Origin of the sequence: Synechococcus sp. BDU 130192, from assembly GCF_963876085.1 — a bacterium.
Taxonomy (GTDB): Bacteria; Cyanobacteriota; Cyanobacteriia; order Cyanobacteriales; family MRBY01; genus MRBY01.
Map to the genome: position 1 here is coordinate 14,140 of NZ_CAWNNO010000010.1, position 19,206 is coordinate 33,345.

The 19,206-nt window shown below is 50.5% G+C and carries 17 protein-coding genes; 6 read left to right on the forward strand and 11 right to left on the reverse strand.

What is annotated here, in order from left to right:
• Nucleotides 1-26 precede the first annotated feature (26 nt).
• Both AACT35_RS03780 and AACT35_RS03785 read right to left on the reverse strand, forming a co-directional pair.
• Nucleotides 27-173 (reverse strand): hypothetical protein, encoded by a 147-nt coding sequence (locus tag AACT35_RS03780; RefSeq protein ID WP_158227955.1) that lies wholly within the window; start codon nt 171-173, stop codon nt 27-29.
• Nucleotides 174-196: 23 nt separating this feature from the next.
• Nucleotides 197-2,941, reverse strand: coding sequence for a DNA methyltransferase (locus AACT35_RS03785; RefSeq protein WP_099238960.1), 2,745 nt, complete (start codon nt 2,939-2,941; stop codon nt 197-199).
• A 147-nt stretch (nt 2,942-3,088) separates the two neighbouring features.
• Between AACT35_RS03785 and AACT35_RS03790 the strand changes: the two genes are divergently transcribed.
• Nucleotides 3,089-3,286: a hypothetical protein gene (locus AACT35_RS03790; protein WP_062436660.1), complete on the forward strand. Its 198-nt coding sequence runs from the start codon at nt 3,089-3,091 to the stop codon at nt 3,284-3,286.
• Between the two features lie 109 nt (nt 3,287-3,395).
• Here the strand turns inward: AACT35_RS03790 and AACT35_RS03795 are convergent, their stop codons facing one another.
• Nucleotides 3,396-4,778 (reverse strand): NAD(P)/FAD-dependent oxidoreductase, encoded by a 1,383-nt coding sequence (locus tag AACT35_RS03795; protein WP_099238961.1) that lies wholly within the window; start codon nt 4,776-4,778, stop codon nt 3,396-3,398.
• Between the two features lie 149 nt (nt 4,779-4,927).
• Here AACT35_RS03795 and AACT35_RS03800 point away from each other — a divergent pair, with 149 nt between their 5' ends.
• A complete protein-coding gene (locus AACT35_RS03800; RefSeq protein ID WP_099238962.1) occupies nt 4,928-5,638 on the forward strand; it encodes a 16S rRNA (uracil(1498)-N(3))-methyltransferase in 711 nt (236 codons plus the stop codon).
• 6 nt (nt 5,639-5,644) lie between these two features.
• Here AACT35_RS03800 and AACT35_RS03805 read toward each other — a convergent pair whose 3' ends face one another.
• Nucleotides 5,645-5,881 (reverse strand): hypothetical protein, encoded by a 237-nt coding sequence (locus AACT35_RS03805; protein WP_012307905.1) that lies wholly within the window; start codon nt 5,879-5,881, stop codon nt 5,645-5,647.
• Between the two features lie 163 nt (nt 5,882-6,044).
• Here AACT35_RS03805 and mtnA point away from each other — a divergent pair, with 163 nt between their 5' ends.
• Complete coding sequence (gene mtnA, locus AACT35_RS03810; RefSeq protein ID WP_099238963.1) at nt 6,045-7,085, forward strand: S-methyl-5-thioribose-1-phosphate isomerase; 1,041 nt, start codon at nt 6,045-6,047, stop codon at nt 7,083-7,085.
• 41 nt (nt 7,086-7,126) lie between these two features.
• On the opposite strand, the gene AACT35_RS03815 is transcribed toward mtnA, so the two are convergent.
• A complete protein-coding gene (locus AACT35_RS03815; protein ID WP_030007367.1) occupies nt 7,127-8,401 on the reverse strand; it encodes an MgtC/SapB family protein in 1,275 nt (424 codons plus the stop codon).
• 101 nt (nt 8,402-8,502) lie between these two features.
• Nucleotides 8,503-9,117, reverse strand: coding sequence for a hypothetical protein (locus tag AACT35_RS03820; RefSeq protein WP_099238964.1), 615 nt, complete (start codon nt 9,115-9,117; stop codon nt 8,503-8,505).
• A gap of 296 nt (nt 9,118-9,413) precedes the next feature.
• Between AACT35_RS03820 and AACT35_RS03825 the strand changes: the two genes are divergently transcribed.
• The 3 genes from AACT35_RS03825 to AACT35_RS03835 all read left to right on the forward strand — a co-directional run bounded on the left by AACT35_RS03825 (nt 9,414) and on the right by AACT35_RS03835 (nt 11,937).
• Nucleotides 9,414-9,764, forward strand: coding sequence for a hypothetical protein (locus AACT35_RS03825; RefSeq protein ID WP_030007365.1), 351 nt, complete (start codon nt 9,414-9,416; stop codon nt 9,762-9,764).
• A gap of 286 nt (nt 9,765-10,050) precedes the next feature.
• Complete coding sequence (locus AACT35_RS03830; RefSeq protein ID WP_062435535.1) at nt 10,051-11,247, forward strand: HhoA/HhoB/HtrA family serine endopeptidase; 1,197 nt, start codon at nt 10,051-10,053, stop codon at nt 11,245-11,247.
• Nucleotides 11,248-11,256: 9 nt separating this feature from the next.
• Nucleotides 11,257-11,937 carry a pantothenate kinase gene (locus tag AACT35_RS03835; protein ID WP_099238965.1) on the forward strand — a complete coding sequence of 227 codons (681 nt, stop codon included), beginning with the start codon at nt 11,257-11,259 and terminating at the stop codon, nt 11,935-11,937.
• A 2-nt stretch (nt 11,938-11,939) separates the two neighbouring features.
• On the opposite strand, the gene AACT35_RS03840 is transcribed toward AACT35_RS03835, so the two are convergent.
• The 5 genes from AACT35_RS03840 to AACT35_RS03860 form a co-directional block, all read right to left on the reverse strand.
• A complete protein-coding gene (locus tag AACT35_RS03840) occupies nt 11,940-12,905 on the reverse strand; it encodes a hypothetical protein (RefSeq protein ID WP_158227956.1) in 966 nt (321 codons plus the stop codon).
• A 181-nt stretch (nt 12,906-13,086) separates the two neighbouring features.
• Nucleotides 13,087-15,012, reverse strand: a complete 1,926-nt coding sequence (locus AACT35_RS03845) for a peptidoglycan D,D-transpeptidase FtsI family protein (protein ID WP_062435531.1) — start codon at nt 15,010-15,012, stop codon at nt 13,087-13,089.
• Nucleotides 15,013-15,072: 60 nt separating this feature from the next.
• Nucleotides 15,073-15,543 (reverse strand): hypothetical protein, encoded by a 471-nt coding sequence (locus tag AACT35_RS03850; protein ID WP_012307895.1) that lies wholly within the window; start codon nt 15,541-15,543, stop codon nt 15,073-15,075.
• Between the two features lie 232 nt (nt 15,544-15,775).
• Complete coding sequence (locus AACT35_RS03855; RefSeq protein ID WP_099238967.1) at nt 15,776-17,311, reverse strand: cryptochrome/photolyase family protein; 1,536 nt, start codon at nt 17,309-17,311, stop codon at nt 15,776-15,778.
• Nucleotides 17,312-17,565: 254 nt separating this feature from the next.
• Complete coding sequence (locus AACT35_RS03860; RefSeq protein ID WP_198166492.1) at nt 17,566-19,158, reverse strand: Na+/H+ antiporter; 1,593 nt, start codon at nt 19,156-19,158, stop codon at nt 17,566-17,568.
• Nucleotides 19,159-19,206 lie beyond the last annotated feature (48 nt).

The window sequence follows — 19,206 nt, forward strand, 5'->3', positions numbered from 1 at the left end:
AGTCATCGGGAACAATAAATTCTCCTTCACACAGTCCAAAAGGACGTAATTTTTTTTGACTGGTCAATATTCGATTTTTCTTGTTTTTCTTCGAGTAAGATTTCCAGAATTTTATGGACTAAATAATCTGGAATTTTTTCGATTTCTTGGATCAGTTGTTCTCTTTCTGTCATGGGTTGATGCTGGTGGCTCTGATTTATTTTGGTGGGTTATCGATCGCCCAGGGGCCAACTATATTTTCGCCACTTTTTTCTTTTTCGGCCAGGGCAAGGTTTAGGTGGAGCAGTTTTTCGAGAATGTCGTCGTCTTTTTTGAAGCCGTAGGCTTTGAGGACGAGCTGATCGAGCTTTTTGTGGAGTTTATGGAGTTGGCTGGCGGGTTCGTCGAAAAAGGCGTTGTAAAGTTTGGTGATCCCCCATTGTTTGGCTTCCATTTGTTTGCTGCGGTAGTCGTGGAGGTCGATCATCGCTTGGCGGATCTGTTGAGTGAGTTTTGCGATCGCCGTCTGGGGAAAGGGAAAGGTTTCAAAACAGGTATTGTGGGTGTAGCGGGTATCACCTTTTAGGGTTGAGCTTTGGGCTTTGACCCATTGGCGATGAACATCTGATGTCAAAATTCCCAACACATAAAAATCATCCGAAGCCACAACAGTTGTTGAGTCAGCAGGAAGCCAATCTAATTTACAAGGAATAAAAATAAACCATTTAGAATGTCTAGGAACTGCAAAGTAAAGAGCTAGTAACTCGATTGCTTGACGCATTGCAGGCCTAGCTCTTGGAAATAACCACCAGTATTCCCTAGTTTTTTGATCTCTGTTATTTTCACGCTGAGGCTTAACAAAAAAATTAACATGATCAAAAGGCTCTTTGTATGTAGATGCGTCTTCTAAAGAAAAATCATTAAAATCAATAATCCATCGACTGGGTTCACCATTTTTATTGCTGGCTAAATCTGAAGCTGATACAAATAGTTTCAAGACTTGATTGTTTTTTGTATTTTTCTGGATCCAATTTTCTACTTTTTTCTCAGAAATCAGAAAGTCTTTTCCCGTGGGTTGCACACCTTTGAAAGATTGATTCAGATTAACTTTTAGCTTAACGGCATTGGAAACATCCGTTTCAGACTTTAAAGATGAATTTATATTTTTGACAATTTCATGATCTAAGACATATTCTGGAGGCTTTAAATATTGCCAATTAACCAAGCTAACGTGGACATTCGCTTGTCCAGACCAAACCTGTGTAGAGATTGCATCGTGAATAATTCCGCCGTTATTGACAATATATTCTAAGCTTGCCCTTCTGCTAAAGCCTTGACTAATTGAATTCGTCCCAACTAAACCAGCTCGACCAGTTTTATTAAGATTTTCGTGTGCTAGACGAAACCAATAAACGCAAAAGTCTACTTTGTCCTTAACATCAGAAAACTTTTCAAAAATTCGTTCAACATATTTATCCCCAAGCTCTAAACGTACTCTTGAGCCACCAAGAAAAGGCGGATTCCCGATAATGGCATCAGCTTTTACCCAGTCATTAAACAGCGCATCTTGGCAGACAATATTTTGATCCAAAGAATCCAACGGCAAAGCAGGCTCATTCAACCCAAACTTATCAATCGCAATCTTCCGGGCGATCATCATCGTCACCCGCGCCAACTGCACCGCGAACGGATTCGTATCCATCCCAAAAAACTGCAACGGCGTCACAATCCCAATTTCTTCCTGCTGTAAAACTTCCCCCTGGAACCGCTTGCGCCGCTCATAGATTTTGTTGAGCAAAACCCGTTCCAGCCGCTTCAACTCCTGATAAGCCACATAAAGGAAATTTCCCGAACCGCACGCCGGATCCAAAACCCGATATTCCCGTAATTCCTGCTTCAGCTTTTCGAGATCTTCGTAGGTCGTCGCTTGGTCGATTTTCCCTTCCCAATAGTCGGCGATCGTCGGGCGCACAATCTGCCGGATATCCTTCTCAGAAGTGTAATGAATTCCCCTGGCATGGCGCTCATCCGCATCAATGGCACTCTCAAAAATATTTCCAAAAATCGACGGTCGGATATTCGCCCAATTATCCCGCGCACACACATCGAGAATTTCTAGCTCGTTCTTTTCTAAGGGAATCGGCTGAATTTCCCCAAACAAACCCCCATTAAAATAATCCACCCCCTTGTAACGACCCTGGGGCACGATCCCCGGCAAGTTCATCGCCCGAAACAACCCACTAAAGGCATCGTAGGCATTATCCCGCCCCGCCAAACAGTCCTGCACCAACCCCACAAACAGATCCCGTGGTAGGAGATTCCGGTCTTCGGCAAACATCGCTAGGACGCATTGCAGGGTAAACCGTTGCAGTTGCGCTTCTGTGAAATAGACAAACTTTTCCCTTTCGCCCCGCGATCGCACCAGCCGATAAAATTCCCCCATGCGCTTGGCCGTGCGTTCCGTAACTTCGACCTGATTATTCCGAAAGATCGGCTCCCGACCACCGATCTCCATAAACGAAAATGTCCCTACCCGATTCGGGAGATCTTCTAGCTTGACCCGGTCTACAGGCTCATCGACCTGGTTGTTAAAGTCATAGACCCAAAACTCATCAAAATTGCAGAGAATCGAATAGCGTGGTTTCGGGGTCAGCCGCAGCCAATATTTTTCGAGCTGGGAATAATGCAGCGCCAGATCTGTCCCGCGCTTTTTCATCTCCACCACGACTCCCTTTACCCCAGGGGCAGGCGACCAGACCAAATCCGCAAAACCTGTTTTATCCTTCTTGCTCGCTTTTTTGACCCGCTCCTCAAACTCGGCCCCCACTTCTTTGATTCCCGCATGGCCAAAGGCTTGGAAAAATCGCGTTAAAAATGTCTGCGCCTCCGACTTCTCATCCCCTTGGATATAGGCATTACAGTAATCCACAAACGCCTGGAGAGAATCACGGGTTACTGCCATTGGTCACTCAGCCCACAAGAAAAAACAATACAAAGATTCCTCCATAGTATCGCCCAATCCCAACACCATCCACTCAAAAACCACCGACACAATTGATTTTAGGCAAGTATGATGAAAGTCATACCCTGAAGCTTAAGTTAAGCACCCATGAAAAAGACACTGTACATCTCGGATGAGCTGTGGCAGGAGCTTGATCAATACCTCCAAACTCACCCCGAAGAAAATGCCTCTAGCCTCGTCCAGAGCGCCCTCAGAGATAAGCTACGTCCCCGGAATGGTCAGGATTTGCTAGATTTAGCAGGCCTAGTTCGTAATGCCCCTGTTGATGCTTCGACAAATCCCTGACTTGCTCAGAAGGATAATTTATCACAGCAAAATAAGACCCCCACAAAACTTCTGTAAACCAGCAATTTCGCAGGGGAATTTCAATAAAAATGCGCTATTGAGTCTGACTTTAGGCTTCGACTTTAATGTTGACCTTCGTTTCCTTATCAGCAGTTTCTTGGTAGAGCTTGAATCCAGAGACGAGATCCTTTTCTCCGGTGATCAGACGGGCACCCCGACCTCTAGTGAAGTAGTTCCAACCCCACTGGAGCATCACCACCATCTTGTTATCAAACTCAATCAGGTAGTACACGTGGGCGAAGATCCAAATTAACCAGGCCAAGAACCCAGAGAATTTCACAAAACCGAGATCCACAACGGCGGCATTTTGCCCAATGACAGCTAGGCTACCCAATTCCATGTAACGGAAAGGCGCCATCTCCTGACCATTCACCCGCTGCTTGATCAGTTTTGCCACATATTCCCCTTCTTGCATCGCCACCGGCGCCACCCCAGGTAGAGGCCGTTCATTTTGGTGGGGGAAGTTGGCCAAGTCCCCAATCACGAATACATCGGGGTAGCCGGCAACGCTCAGGTTCGGCTCGACGATGACCCGACCAGCTCGGTCTAGGGTCGCGCTTAAACGGTCTTCGAGGACTTTACTCATGCCAGACGCTTTCACCCCAGCGGCCCAGACAATGGTTTTTGCGGCGATTTCACACTGGTCATCACCCTGCTTAAAGGTGACAAGGTGGTCTTCGATGTTCGTCACGAGGCTCTTGGTTTGTACCTGCACACCCAGATTTTCCAGGGATTTTTGCGCTTTCGCCGACAGACTAGGGTCGTAGGGGGGCAAGACCCGATCCATCCCTTCTAGGAGAATAATCCGGGCGCGGGTGGTATCAATTTTGCGGAAATCTTTTTTCAGAACGCTGTAGGCAATTTCGGCGATCGCCCCGGCCAATTCTACCCCCGTCGGGCCACCACCCACGATCACAAAGGTCAACCAAGCCTGTTGGAGTGCCGGATCTGTTTCCTTTTCCGCCGCTTCAAAGGCCATAAAGATGCGGTGGCGAATTTCGAGGGCATCCTCAACGGTTTTTAGGCCCGGTGCGTAGGGTTTCCAATGGTCATTCCCAAAGTAGTGATGGCTGACCCCCGTGGCGACGATCAAACTGTCATAGTTGACGATCCCTTCGTTCATTACCACCGTTTTGTTATCGGGATCAATGTCAACGACTTCATCAAGGAGCACATGGGTGTTTTTGTTGCCGCTGAGGACACCGCGCAGGGGTGAGGCAATATCCGCCGGGGAAAGGGTACCTGTTGCTACTTGGTACAGCAGCGGTTGGAACAGGTGGAAGTTCCGTTTGTCGATCAGGGTGACATCCACGGCAGCCTCATATTTACCGAGAGTTTTCGCGGCATAAAGACCACCAAAACCGCCACCGATAATCACCACTTTATGCTTGTCTGTCTGGGGGGTGAGATTGGGGAGTTGGGTATTGACCATGGGTTCGCTGGGGTTGGGGAAAATATAAACTTTTATTTCAATCGGCCTGTGTTAGGTAAGAATACTAACAGAAATCTACCCAAAGAGATAAAAGGTGAGATTTCAATGGTGCTATTGCTCGAAAAAATAGGGCGGAGACGGTTAATTTAATGCAGCGTTTGGTGGTTTCTGAGGCGCAATTTACTGATCTTTCTAGGGTTAATTTAACGACAGAACAACGGCATTATCTGCTAAGTGTGCTACGGTTGCGCGCAGGCGATCGCCTGGTTGTGTTAAATGGTTTAGGCCAAGCTTGGCTTGGTGAATTGACAGAGACTGAGGAAATTCAATTAATCGAATCCCAGCACCTCCAAACAGAATGTCCGATCCCGGTGAAATTAGTGGCCGCCCTGCCGAAAAATGGCTTTGATGAGGTGGTGCGTTGCTGTACAGAATTAGGCGTGACCCATATTTATCCGGTGATTTCTGAGCGGACAATTTTAAAACCGAGTGAGAATAAGTTAAAACGCTGGCGTAAAATTGCCACCGAAGCCGCAGAACAATCGGAACGGGCGATTGTGCCAGAAATTGCCGCACCCCAACCTTTTTTCAATCTTTTAGAAACCCTTTCCCCAGAGCAAACCTATCTCTGTGGCGCACGGGAAAAGTCATTGCATCTCCTGGATGCGTTACCCAAAACGCTCCCGCCAGAAATTACGGTGCTGATCGGGCCGGAGGGGGGCTGGACAGAGACGGAAATCCAACAGGCGATCGCCAAAGGTATTCCAGTCGTCTCCTTGGGAAATTCGATCCTGCGGGCCGTGACGGCTTCGATCACGGCGATCGCCTTAGTGAATAGTCACTGTCGTCCGGGGAATTAACTGGATTTAACTTTGGGAATCCCGGCGGGATTTTTCGATGGCGATCAAGGTTTTGCGGAGGGACTCAATTTCCCCCTGGAGCTGACTCGTATAAGTCGCGTTACTCTGGGCTGCCGTGAGGAGTGCCGCCGCCTGAAACGCCGTATCGGGGGTGATATTCCCCTTATAGGTCATCATGATGCGTTGATAATGTTCGCCAAGGTCATCGTGCATGATGCTCATAAAATCAGCGAATTCACTCATTTTCCCGCTTCTCCAAGCCGTTAGGGGGTTTTAGTTACCTTACATGGCCATGGTAGCGGAGATGCAAGGCGATCGCCGGAGAAATTTACCGAATGTATTTTTTTTCGTCCGCCCTCAGGCCACAATAGGGAAGATTTTTCACCGTTAGAATTTTCCCAGTTTAATGAGCAACTCCATTAACCCCATCGTTTGGCAAGAAGACTGCGTCCTCCTCGTGGATCAAACCCTGCTCCCCCTCGCCTGTAAAGTCGTCGAAATTAAAACCTACCAGGCTATGGCTGAGGCGATCCGCACAATGATTGTCCGGGGAGCACCTGCCATCGGGGTTTCGGCGGCCTATGGTCTATACCTGGGGGCAAAGGAGATCCAAACCACAGACCGCACCATTTTTCTGGAAAAACTAGAGGCGATCGCCGCAACCCTCCGGCAAACCAGACCCACCGCAGTCAATCTTTTTTGGGCCATTGATCGAGTCATGGCAACGGTTCAAGATGCGACTGGTAATATTCCTGAGTTGCAAAATTTAATTCTTGATACCGCCAAGGCGATCCACAATGAAGACCTCGCCACCTGCCAGGCGATCGGTGATCAGGGGTTGGCGGTTCTTCCCGAAACCCCCGAAAAATTAACGATCCTCACCCATTGTAATGCGGGTGGTTTAGCCACGGCGGGTTATGGCACAGCTTTGGGCGTGATTCGTTCAGCTTGGCGGGAAAATCGTTTAGGGATGGTCTATGCTGACGAAACTCGACCCCGGCTCCAGGGTTCCAAGCTCACCACCTGGGAATGTGTTCAGGAAGGGATTCCGGTGACGCAAATTTGTGACAACATGGCGGCCCACTGTATGCAACAGGGTCGGATCGATGCGGTAGTGGTGGGAGCCGACCGGATTACGGCCAATGGCGATGCCGCGAATAAAATTGGCACCTACAGTTTGGCGATCGTCGCGAAGGCCCATAATGTCCCTTTTTTCGTGGCGGCTCCTTTATCGACGGTGGATTTTTCCCTCAGCGATGGTAAGCAAATTCCCATTGAGGAGCGGGATCCTAAGGAAGTTTATCAAATTGGTGATACGCGCATCTGCCCGGAAGGGGTGCAATTTTATAATCCGGCTTTTGACGTGACCCCGGCCCACCTGATCACGGCGATCATTACGGAAAAAGGGGCCGTGGCTCCCGACCAGTTGATTCATCTCAAGGGCTAGAAACCGATCCCTCTATCCCCTCCCAAGCGGTGAAGATGACTTCAAAATAGCTGGGTCAAAATGGGCAGCAACCCCAACACACTAAAGCCCAGCAAAAAATACAAACTTTGTTGTCCCGTTTGGCGATCGCCAAAGGAGCGGGCATAGATTCCTTTGACCGCATTGTTACTCGCCGTCGCAATCAAAATCGAAATACTGGCTAGGGGTAAAGACAAGGACTGGCCCGCCGATTGGGTCAAGCTCAGAATAAAGGGATCTACGTCGGTGATCCCCATAATCGCCGCAAAAGAATACACACCGCGATCGCCTAAATAATCAACAATGTACCGGGTCAAGAGGGAGATCACCACAAAGAGCAGCGCAAAACTAAAGGCCGCCTTTAGTTCCAAGGGGTTGCCCTGGGGATGGGTCGCGGCGATCGCCTGGGGATCAGTCCCATTTTTTTTCCGGAGGGCGATCGCCAAGCCCCCCACAACTCCCACCAGCCCTAACAGGAAAAACGAACCCATCAGCCGTTCCGACAAAGCTCCATTAAACAATTCCAACAGCAGAATTAAGCGCCAATACATCATCCCCGAAGCCATCACCATTCCCCCCACATACCGCTGGGAATTTGCAGGATCGACGCTGGAACGTTTCGCCAGGGCGACGGTGGTCACCGTCGAAGAATAGGCTCCCCCCAAAAGAGCCGCCAGCGGAATGCTACCTTGACCTTTAATGAGCCTTTGGAGCAGAAAGCTGCCGTAAGAAACGGTACTCACGGCCACCACCACCAGCCAAGTTTTAAAGGGGTTGAGATCAAAGGTGGTCAGGGCTTGATTGGGCAAAATGGGCAAAATAACGATAGTCAGCAGCAGAAATTTGGTGAAGGTGAAAATATCCTCCTCAGAAAACCGCTCGGCCAATCCTTCGAGAAACGTCTTCAGTTCCAACAAAATCAAACTGGCGATCGCCAAGGAAGACGCCACCCAAAAATGCCCATGGTAGACCAGCGCCCCCAGAATATAGGTCGCCAAACCCGCCATCTCCGAAGTAAGACCAACCCGTGACGTTTCCGCCTTGTGCCAGTAGGAAATCATCATAAAGCCACCAATCACCGCCAAACCGCCGATCACTGCCAGCATTTGGGTTTGGGCCAAAAAAGCGACACTATAGCCAATCAGACCAATGAGCGGATAGGTGCGCACGCCCCCGAAAGCATAGCCTTTATTTAACTTGTGTTCCTCCCGTTCAAGGCCAATGAGAAACGACAAAAATAAAACCACCAGAAGCTTATAGGCATCTGCTGGGACGAGGCTGAGGAGTTGGGAGCCCATTACCAAAAATGTGTTGCGATTTTTACGATAGCGATATTTGCCGCTCTGCACCCAATGACAAACAAATGATTGTGCTTGGGGCCGAACGCGATGTACTCACCTTACCAGCAGCCGAGGTAGTAAACATCTTCGTAGTGTTCGGTGCAACCTTCACTGCCAATATTATTCAAAATATTCATGCTGGTGTTGTGGAGCATTGAACTGACATAGGATTGCTGTTCGGCGGAAACCGTAACGCCTCCACTCGCCATTAGCTGGGCTTGGTATTGCTGGAGGTAGGCGATTAAAACATTCACCATCACCCCCGAATAGGGCCAGGGGGTAATCGCCGCTTCGATAGTGTTTGGGTCAACGGCGATCGCCTGATTATTTTGCATTCTGTAGGTGGCAGTGGGGGTCAGGGCATAAAGAATTTTTGGGTCATTATTGGCGTTGGCCTGGGCGAAAAAAACCGTCACCTGACTCGGCGAAAAATAACTGATTCGTCCTTGGGCATCCAGATAAATTAAACCCTGATCATCGGAAAAAGGGCCAATAATCCCAGTATTGGGGGGGACAGGAGGAAAGCCGAGCTGTTGGGCCACAAAGACGGCATTGGCATCCCCTTGGAACTGAATTCCCACTGGATTAGCTTGGGCTGGTGCACAGATCATTTGTCCCATGAGACAACCAAGGCCCACACTGGCACTCAGATAACGACGCAAAACCTGGAACATCACAGCTTTCTCCCTCAGTAATACTTGACTTCAAACAATCACAACAGCATTGGGGGCACTTTTCTGGATTTTTCCGCCGCCCTAAAATCTGCTCCATTAGTATAGTGAGCTTTTCCCAGAAGCCTTTTAGATTGCAACAAAAGACAAAATTTTCACCGACAGCCCAGGGTAAGTTAAGCAGTAATCCGGCTTCCTCAGTCAACGAACTGCATAGGTTCTGGGGGGCCGCCACTACAACCCCGTGGAGGTTAGTCCCTAATCTCTCAATTTATTCTCCTTTGCAATGGAGCAAAACCATGAAATCAACACAAGGTATCGGCGTACAGTTGTTGGATGGTCTGTCTTTGGGGTTGATGGTGCTGTTGTCTGGTGCCCCAGCGGCGATCGCCACCCCCACAGAAATGACCTGTCCAGAGGGATGGCGTCTCCATACCCAAGAACTCAATCCCCAGATCCGTGTCTGTTTACCCAAAAATATCCACCTCCCAACGCTCGCGGATCTCAGCCGACAACCGGCCCAGGTGCAGGTGCAACAACTGCGAATTATCCAAACTGGCGCTCAGATCGATCCGAGCCACCCCAAGGAGTCCCACATTCAAAGTTCGAGTCGTACCTCAATCCAGGTTTACCAACATACCAGCCAGTAACAATTTGGCGAGTTGTCGGGGGTTGATATTGTGCCAGAGTCAGCAAGCTCTGGTTTTTTGTTGGCGAAAGTGACTGGGGAGATTTTTTCTGATCTAGATATTCCTTGGGGTGGCAGGAGTATTCAGGCCGTTGGCAACCGATTTTTTTAAAAAGTTTTTTAAAAATTGACCGCAATTAACAAAAGAGGTTTTCTGGGCTGGTTAAAGTAGGGAATCAAGCAAGATTTTTGCCATAATTTTAAGGCAAGCTTGCGTTTATCTTTGCGCCTCCAGTCTCCTCACACCCATGCTAAATCAATCTTTTCGTCAGTGGAGCCTCTACACGACTTTCCTTATCCTAGGGGGAAGCCTGGGGTTTTTGGGCCATGCCTATTGGTTCCAAAGACAGCTAAATGCATCTTTGCAAGCCTATGGTGAGTTTCGTCAATATGAGCAATCCCTGGCTGCGCTGGATCTCAACCAAGACTCGGTAAATTTTATTGCTGAAGCGGTCAAAACCGTTGGGCCGACCGTCGTGCGCATTGATGCCCTAGATCAGACGGAGGCCTCGGCATCACCCACACCATTATTTAAGAAGTTTTTTCAATTAGAAGAGGGCTTTCCCACCTTTGACGGCGATCGCCAACCCCAGGGCACGGGCTCCGGTTTTATTCTCAGTAGTGATGGCCAACTGGTGACCAATGCCCATGTGGTGGGAAATAGCTCTAAGGTAAAGGTGACTCTCAAAGATGGCCAGGTCTTTGAAGGGCAAGTGATGGGTGTTGATGAGCTAACGGATATTGCCGTGATTAAAATCGACGCCACGGGGTTACCTACCGCAACATTAGGGAATGCGGCGGGTCTGACCCCAGGGGAATGGGCGATCGCCATTGGTAATCCCCTCGGTTTTGACAACAGTGTCACCGTCGGCATTATCAGTGCCCTCGACCGCCCCAGTGCCCAGGTCGGCATTCCGGACAAACGGGTACGTTTTATCCAAACCGATGCCGCCATTAACCCTGGTAATTCCGGTGGCCCCCTCCTCAATGTGCGGGGGGAAGTGATTGGCTTAAATACAGCGATTCGCGCCGATGGCCAAGGTCTGGGATTTGCCATTCCCATCGAAACCGCCCAACGCATTGCCCAGCAACTCTTTACGGAGGGGAAAGCGACCCACCCTTACCTGGGGATTCGGATGCTGGCATTGGACGGAGAAGGGAAAAATCGATTGCGGGAAACCCTGCCCGCCATGGCCCAGACGCTTGATTTAAATCAGGAAACAGGGGTGTTGGTGATTGAGGTTGCCCCAGATTCTCCGGCGGCGATCGCCAATATCCAGGTGGGAGATATCCTCAAGCAGGTGGGGGATCAACCCGTCCTGACCGCCTTTGATGTCCAGGATGTCGTAGAACGGAGTAGCATCGGTGCTGATTTACCCATTGATCTCAAGCGCCGGGGCAAAATGCGGCAGTTAACCGTCCAGCCTACGGAGTTTCCGAGTTAGGCCAGGGTTATGGATCAATGGTGGGCCTTAATGATTGGCAACTCCCGTCTCCATTGGGCGACATTTACGGGGGATACCTTGCAAACAGTACACCACACGGCCCATGGCACTTGTCCCCCTGGTGTGAAACAGTTGCGCTATCTGGCCTCGGTCGTCCCCCAACAAAGCACTTGGATACGGGCTCATTTTCCCACCGCCAAGCCCATTACCTTGGCCGATATTCCCCTCGAAAATCTCTATCCCCAATTGGGGATTGATCGCGCCCTAGCAGTTTTAGGAGCCGGACAACGGTATGGCTTTCCCTGTTTAGTGGTTGATGGGGGGACGGCCTTAACCTTTTCAGCGGCCAACGGCGATCGCCAATGGATCGGTGGTGCGATTCTACCGGGTTTAAACCTCCAGTTTCAAAGCCTCACCCAGCACACTGCCGCCTTACCCAAAGTCCATTTACCGACGCAATTGCCCCCCCGTTGGGCCAATGATCCCGCCGGGGCGATCGCCAGTGGCATTACCTACACAGTCCTCGCTGGGGTCAAAGATTTTATCCGCGCTTGGCAAGCCGAATTTCCCCAGGGTCAGATCTTCAGCACCGGAGGAGATGGGGCGTGGCTGGCCCAACAGTTACCTATTTTGAATTACGATCCGGGGCTTATTTTCCACGGATTTGCGGCCTTGAGACGTAATCGCTGATCCTAACGGAGCTGATAAACCTTGCCATCGAGCAGTAGGCGGGTAATGCCCTTCGCCGCGAGACAACCGCTCGTTTTGAGGAAAAGGTCGCCATTGGGAATTTTGATGATTTTTTGGGTGCGCCCCCGGATAAACCGTTTGGCGACACGGTGGTTATCAAAAATGGGGAGGGTTTTTTGGCTAATTTCTTCGTCGGGAATTTCCCCTAAATCCTGAAAATCCTGCATTGGCCGGGCGATCAACTCCGACAAACGATCCGTCACCACATAACAATTGCGGGGGAACTGAGCCGCTTCGAGGGGCAAAATTTCCACCGTTTCTGAGTGGGCGACCGGGGTCACATCAAATTCTTCATCGTCGTCGTCATCATCATCAAATTCCTCATCATCTTCATCATCAAATTCATCGTCATCACCGATGTCTTCCCCCAATAATTCCTTGAGGGCCTGTTGGCGATCGCCCAACTGAATTTCCTGGGCTAGAGCGAGTAAATCCGGATTAATTTCGATCTCCTCAAAGGTTGCAGCTTCCGGTTCAGGCTCAGAATCCTCTAGGGCCAATGCGGTCACTGCATCGGAGGTGTCCAGCTCTGGGATTGCCTCTGGCTCTGGGTCACGGGATTTACGTCTGGTGCGCCGCCGTTCCGTTTTGGGTGGCGTGTCCTCGGCTGTATCGGTAGATTCTGGAGTTGTTTCAACCCGTTTGACTAGCTTTGGTTTTTCCACGGTTTTAGCCGTCGATGGCTCCGGTTCGGGGGTTGATTTTGTCCCACGGTTGCCACGACCCAGGCGTTTGCGTTGGATCAATTCCTCATATTCACTGGCACTGAGACGACTCTTAAGAAAGCGACTAATGGTAGAGCTGCTCACGCCATAGCGGGACGCCAAAGTAGAAGTCGTTTCTGCCGTTTCACGGTAGGCAACGAGTAATTCTTCTTTGTCATGGTCGGTTAGTTTGCGGGGACTCATAGCGTCGATACAAAATGCAGATAAAGGTGAGCAGCCTGGGTCAAAGCGTGCCAGCATATTAGTTTAACCTGTGTGCTCTATTAGTGTATCCCTTCAAGGAACCAGCGGTTGCGGGATACACAGAATTTCTCCAGAAATTCCTGCAATTATCGCGGTGTCGGGAATTGTAATTGGTTTTTCTCTAGGGGGATGTTTCTGTGGAATCTTCTGGTACCACCGTGGGGCCAGTGGGAGGGATTTTTTCGCGGACAATTAGGGCCTGGAGCACATCATGGACGACGGGAGCGGCGACAGTCCCCCCAAAGGAATTGGGCTCTGTGGGTTCATCGGCAGCGGCAAAGACCACATAGCGGGGATTATCGATGGGGAAGATACTGACGAAGCTTGTGATGTAAGCCCCCGGAATATATTGGCCGTTGCGTGCTTTTTGGGCCGTGCCTGTTTTCCCACCAATCCGATAGCCGGCAATTTTTGATTTTTCGCCACTGCCATCGTCCACAACGGTTTCCATCATATCGAGTACAGTTCTCGCCACCGCCGGGGAAAAAATTTGTGGGTTCTCCGAGGCTGCCGTGGTTGCCGCAAGCTGCTGGGCACTATTGGGGATTTCTGCTTTGGGAGTGACGGTTTGGAGTTTTCCTTGGCTATTGAATAGTCCCCGCACCAGATGGGGTTCGACGAGGGTGCCACCATTGGCGATCGCCCCATGGAGTTGCACCAGCTTGATGGGCGTCACAGTTAACCCTTGGCCAAAGGAATTCACGGCTGCTTCAACGGGGCTAGCGGTGAATTTTTCGCGACTCTTGAGGGTGCCTGTCACTTCCCCCGGTAGATCAATGCCTGTGGGCTCGGTGAGTCTCAAGCTTTGCAGTCGGTCATAATAATCATCCCGGGACAGATTTTGCATCAACCGAATCATCCCCACGTTACTAGAAACCCGCAAAATCCCTGCCACATCAATCACACCGTTTCCGGCACCGTTGTAGTTTTTCATCCGGTGGGGGCCAACCTGAATTGATCCCGGATCATTCACTGACGTGTTGGGGGTAATCACCCCGGCATCGAGGGCGAGGGCGACATTGATCGGTTTAAAGGTAGACCCCGGTTCATAGAGATCTGTGACTGCCCAATTTTTAAAAACACCATAATTTTCAGGCTGAACTTGGGCGTAATTGTTGGGATCGTAGTTGGGTTCTGTCACCAGACTCAGCAGTTCCCCAGACTGGGCATCCATGACAATGACAACACCCCGTTTCGCTTTGTAGGCAGCCATCTGTTTTTGCAGGGCTTGGCGGGCGGCCTTTTGGAGGGGGAGATCGAGGGACAGTTCCAATTCCCAGTCATCATATTTCATCGCCTCTGCCTGGAGGTTCCCTGGCAGGATCGCCCCATTGCCATTGCGCCGGAGACTCAGGGAAATGGGCTCCCGTTGGATTAAGCTTTCCTGGGCAAGTTCAATGCCAGCCCGGCCCAGGTGGTCGTCTTTTTGGACATAGCCGGTAATTTCTGCGGTTGCGTCCCCCTGGGGATAGAACCGACCGTATCGTTCCACCAGTTCTAAGCCATCAATGCGTAATTGGCGAATGGCGCTGACCTTGGTGGCGTCGAGGCTGGCCCGCAACAAGATCCCGCTTTTTTGGCGGCGCAAGGTGGTCTCTAGGTCTGCGGGGGAAATATCCCCCAAAATAGGAGCGAGATAATGGGCAACGGCCTTCGGGAGGTCTGTGGGGGCGATCGCCCCCGGGAGATTGTCTACTAGCTCCTGGGGAAGTCGGAAACCGACGGGGTGGGCGTAGAGGGTATGGGAAATGCGGTCTAGGGCCAGAATATTGCCTTCGCGGTCAACGATAGTCCGCCGGGGAATGTAGGGGCGGAGGGTAATCTGATGCTGGGACTGGGCGATCGCCCCTAGCTTGTCGTAGTCAATGATCTGTAGGTAGAACACCCGGACAGCCAAAGCCAATAACCCCACCACAAAAATGCCCCAGACGAGGAATAAACGCCGTTGGAGCAGCTTCGGTGCGGGCGGCCGAGACCGGATGGCTTGTTGTTTGCGCCGATACAGTTGCCGTCGTTGTTGGTGGGAGTGGGGGGAAGGCATGGTCATCGGTTTGACCCCTGATTGCTAAGGGCAAATCTGCTCAACACTCTACCAAGAAACCAATGATTAATAGCCAATGGGAGATTGTTCGCGGACGTGGGGGAGAGTATCTTGGGGCGCGGCGGGGAGAGAGACCTGGGTAGGCGTTTTGACATAAACGCTGTGGGCTGGGGTTGGCGCCACAAGTCCTGCGGTCGGTTGCTCTGCCTGGTGCTGGAAAAATTCGCCGAGGCTGGCACTGGTGGCGATGAGATCTGCCTCGTAATCTTGGAGTTGGAGGAGGTGACTAAACGCTTCACTCCAGCCCTTTTGGTAATAGGCTTTCCCGGCATATAAACCCATGGCCGTTGTCACGGCGGCGATCGCCACCCATTGGGTCACCTGCTTACTGATTCGGAGCGTTTGTACCAAAGGGGTTGTAGAGGGCTGTTCTGGCCGCGCTGGCAAGCTGCGAACCTTGGACTCTACCACTTTGAGGGGTCTGGATTTTTGCGGACGGGAGGGGGAAACCTGCCAGGGTCGAGGTGCAACTGCCATATCTACTTTCTATCGCCTCACACAAAAGATGTTGTCATTATGGGGTATTGTAGTCGCGCCTTGATCGATTTTCCCGTGTTTTTTTCGATTTTTACTAATTTTTCAAAAAAGCAATATTGATGTACTTTTCTTTCTAAGAAAAATATAAAGAAAGATATCAATGGGCAAAAAAAGTTCCCTGATTTTTATGATTTTGATGAAGTGGTTATGGCGAACAATCGGTGGCGATCGCCTATGGTAATTCCCCTTGTGGAGCGGGCTTTAGGCGGTTTTGCCAAGTTTGGCCCTGGGCGCGGATGGCCTGCAATTCATCTGGGGAGAGCCGTTCTAAATTTTTGAGGATTAAATTCATCCGACCTTGGCTGCGGAGTTGACCTTGGTGACGGTCGAGGAAGTGCCAGTAGAGGGTATTAAAAGGACAGGCATTTTCTCCGTGGCGATCGCCTTTGTGGTAGCGACAGTCGCGGCAGTAATCACTCATTTTATTGATGTAGTTGGCCGAGGCGGCGTAGGGCTTACTGGCAAGGATTCCCCCGTCAGCAAACTGCCCCATGCCGATGACATTGGTTTGCATCACCCAATCGTAGGCATCGATAAACGCGGCGTGGAACCAAGCTTCTAGGGCCTGGGGATTGACCCCCAAGATCAAGGCAAAATTGCTGAGGATCATCAAGCGTTGGATATGGTGGGCATAGCCCGTTTGTTCTACTTGTTGTAAGACTTGTTTGAGGCAGTTGAGATCGGTTTTGCGGCTGTCCCAATAAAAATCGGGCAGGGGCTGTTGGTGGTTGAAATGGTTTTTCTGGGCATAATCAGCGCCCACGTAATGGTAGAGACCATGGAGATATTCCCGCCAGCCCAAAATTTGCCGGATAAAACCTTCGAGATTATTGAGGGCGATCGCCTTTTGTTCCCGGATTGCCTCTGCTTTTTTGATCAATTCCCAGGGATGCAACAGACCCAGATTGAGATAGGGCGAAATCAGACCATGCCAGAGGGTATATTCCCCCGTGACCATCGCGTCTTGGAAGGTGCCAAATTTTTCTAAGCCCGTAGCGAGGAAATGCTCAAAGACCTGGAGGGCTTGGGTGCGGGTCACGGCCCAACGGAAAGGTTCAAGCTGCCCGTAGGTGACAAGACCTAAATCTTTAATCCGGTTGATCACGGCTTGGGTCAGCTCATCGGGCGCAAAGGTTAGCGGTTGGGGAGGATTGAGGTCTTTTTTAGGAGGTTTGCGGTTGTCTTTATCAAAGTTCCACTGACCCCCAAGGGGTTGCTGCGCTTCATCGAGCAGGATCTTAAATCGTTTGCGACCCGCCCGATAAAAGTCTTCGAGGACGAGGCGTTTACGATCCTTGGCCCAGTTGTGAAATTCTGCCCGCGACCACAGGAAGTGATTATTAGGAATGAACTTGAGGGTACAGGGGAGATCTAAGGTCTGGATAAAAGTCTCGAAGGGGCGATCGCTAGGCTGCATCACCCACAATTCCGTGATCCCCGCAGCGGTGATCCAGTCGGTTAGGGCACTTTGAAAATCAGCGGCGATCGCATAATGGACAGACCACCCGCCCTGTTCTAGCTCCTGGGCAAAGTGACGCATGGCCGACCAGACCAGCACCAACTTTTGGCCATGGTAGGGTCGTTGGCGGGCATAGTCTGCCGCTTCGATCAACAGAACAGGCGTTGTTGAGCGTTGGTCTTCCCGTTGTTGGAGGGCGGCTTGGGTAGCCCACAGTTGATCCCCCAGTACCCAAATCCCGACGGTCATGGGCTTTTCTCTCCCGAAAAATGCTGTTGGAGAGTGTAACACAGGCTTTTTGGGGACTGCGACAGCTTGATTCCAAGACAATTAAATTTCTGTGAACCCGTGGGCGATCGCCAGAAAAACCCTTTAACGTGAAAAGGAATCCCCACAATTACAGGTATTTTTATGTCCGGCGAAGAACTTTTAACCCTGGCGACCCTCCTTAGCCCTGGGTTGGCCCTGTCGTTTATTGTGATGATCTGTTTTGCGAAGGGGGGTTAACTTTGGATTGTTTTTTCGGTGGCTTTGATCAAGGTCTCCTGGAGGAGGGGCGAAAGATCTTTATTTAAACGGCCCACCCGGATAAATTCGGCATAGGTGTCCGCCTCGATATCCAGGAGAGTATCGCGCAACTGCTTCATATCCAGTTCTTGCAGTTGGGGATGGCTGCCTTTGAGTTTTTCAATTTTTTCTTCGATGGTTTCTAGCTCCCCTTCGACGAGATCCCGTTCATAGCGGTAGAATTCCTCGTCCACATCGGCAGCGAGGTTTAACTGGTCGAGGTAATTTAACACTCGTTTGAGGGCAACGCGGCGGGCAAGATACTCGGAATATTTCTGACGAATCGGTTGATCACCAATCAAATCGAGTTTTTCTAGAACCCACTGGGTTGTCAGGCCTTGTACCAGGAGAGTGAATAGCACCACCCCGAAAATGATGTTGATAATTTCTTGGCGATCGCCGAGCACCACAGGCACGCTTAAGGCCACGGCAATGGAAACTGATCCCCGCAGACCGCCCCACCACAGCACTGTTTGTTCGGAGAAGCTCAGGGGGTTATTGCTAAATTGATTGGAGAGCCAACCCAAACCATAGACGGAAATGGCCCGCGTCACCAACACAGCGGCGATCGCCACAAAAATTGCATCTAAGCTTTCCCCCAGGGTGCCAAAATTGACCTGATCACCAATCAGCAGAAACACAATTGAATTCACAAAAAACGCGAGGAATTCCCAGAATTCCGAAACGACTAGGCGAGTGCGGGGATTCATCCCAATATTCGAGCCAAAATTCCCCAAAATCATCCCCACAGTCACCACCGCAATTACCCCAGAACCGCCCAATTCCTCCGTCAATAGGTAAGTACCATAGGCCGATACCAGGGTTAAAGATTGCTCCACGAGGGGAATATCAAATCGTTGGGTCAAGAAAGAAATGCCAAAACCAATCAAACAACCGAAGCCGACACCAATGCCCACAAAGACTAGGAAAGTTGCCACCGTCGCCGACATCGAAAAAGTCTGGGTACCGAGGGGAATTCCCACCAGCAACAGAAACGCTACGACTGCGACTCCATCGTTAAAGAGGCTTTCCCCTTCCATCACCATCGTGAGTTTTTTACTGGCCCCCAACTCCCGGAACAAAGCCACCACCGACACCGGATCCGTCGCCGAGAGGGCCGCCCCCGCGAGCAAGGCAGAACTCAGGGCCAAGCTCGTCCACTGACTGAGGGCAAAACCAATCCCAAAGATGGCGATCGCCACCCCAGCCAAGGCAAACAACGCAATCGGCAACCATTGTTTCTGGAGTTCGCGCCAACGAATATTCCAAGCAGCTTCAAACAAGAGCGGTGGGAGGAAAATTTCAAGGATTAGCTCCGGCGAAAGATTCACTAAACGCACATTAATAAAAGCCAAACCCAGCCCCACAATCACCAACAAGAGGGTATAGGGGATCTGACGCAACCAACTAAAAATCCGTGAAAAGGTTGCAACGGTTAGGGAGATCGATAAAACCAACACAAACTGTTGCAAGTTTGTTGAAATCGCCGCTTCTGCAAGTTCTGCTAAAACAATCATGACCAAAGGCATGTCTAGATAATCTCTACAGATGCTAACAGGCATTGACCTCTGTCATCA

What these genes read in the sequence shown, in the direction of transcription:
- AACT35_RS03780 (WP_158227955.1), bottom strand. Translation starts at nt 173, where the DNA reads ATGACAGAAAGAGAACAACTGATCCAAGAAATCGAAAAAATTCCAGAT.
- AACT35_RS03785 (WP_099238960.1), bottom strand. Translation starts at nt 2,941, where the DNA reads ATGGCAGTAACCCGTGATTCTCTCCAGGCGTTTGTGGATTACTGTAAT.
- AACT35_RS03790 (WP_062436660.1), top strand. Translation starts at nt 3,089, where the DNA reads ATGAAAAAGACACTGTACATCTCGGATGAGCTGTGGCAGGAGCTTGAT.
- AACT35_RS03795 (WP_099238961.1), bottom strand. Translation starts at nt 4,778, where the DNA reads ATGGTCAATACCCAACTCCCCAATCTCACCCCCCAGACAGACAAGCAT.
- AACT35_RS03800 (WP_099238962.1), top strand. Translation starts at nt 4,928, where the DNA reads ATGCAGCGTTTGGTGGTTTCTGAGGCGCAATTTACTGATCTTTCTAGG.
- AACT35_RS03805 (WP_012307905.1), bottom strand. Translation starts at nt 5,881, where the DNA reads ATGAGTGAATTCGCTGATTTTATGAGCATCATGCACGATGACCTTGGC.
- mtnA (WP_099238963.1), top strand. Translation starts at nt 6,045, where the DNA reads ATGAGCAACTCCATTAACCCCATCGTTTGGCAAGAAGACTGCGTCCTC.
- AACT35_RS03815 (WP_030007367.1), bottom strand. Translation starts at nt 8,401, where the DNA reads ATGGGCTCCCAACTCCTCAGCCTCGTCCCAGCAGATGCCTATAAGCTT.
- AACT35_RS03820 (WP_099238964.1), bottom strand. Translation starts at nt 9,117, where the DNA reads ATGTTCCAGGTTTTGCGTCGTTATCTGAGTGCCAGTGTGGGCCTTGGT.
- AACT35_RS03825 (WP_030007365.1), top strand. Translation starts at nt 9,414, where the DNA reads ATGAAATCAACACAAGGTATCGGCGTACAGTTGTTGGATGGTCTGTCT.
- AACT35_RS03830 (WP_062435535.1), top strand. Translation starts at nt 10,051, where the DNA reads ATGCTAAATCAATCTTTTCGTCAGTGGAGCCTCTACACGACTTTCCTT.
- AACT35_RS03835 (WP_099238965.1), top strand. Translation starts at nt 11,257, where the DNA reads ATGGATCAATGGTGGGCCTTAATGATTGGCAACTCCCGTCTCCATTGG.
- AACT35_RS03840 (WP_158227956.1), bottom strand. Translation starts at nt 12,905, where the DNA reads ATGAGTCCCCGCAAACTAACCGACCATGACAAAGAAGAATTACTCGTT.
- AACT35_RS03845 (WP_062435531.1), bottom strand. Translation starts at nt 15,012, where the DNA reads ATGACCATGCCTTCCCCCCACTCCCACCAACAACGACGGCAACTGTAT.
- AACT35_RS03850 (WP_012307895.1), bottom strand. Translation starts at nt 15,543, where the DNA reads ATGGCAGTTGCACCTCGACCCTGGCAGGTTTCCCCCTCCCGTCCGCAA.
- AACT35_RS03855 (WP_099238967.1), bottom strand. Translation starts at nt 17,311, where the DNA reads ATGACCGTCGGGATTTGGGTACTGGGGGATCAACTGTGGGCTACCCAA.
- AACT35_RS03860 (WP_198166492.1), bottom strand. Translation starts at nt 19,158, where the DNA reads ATGCCTTTGGTCATGATTGTTTTAGCAGAACTTGCAGAAGCGGCGATT.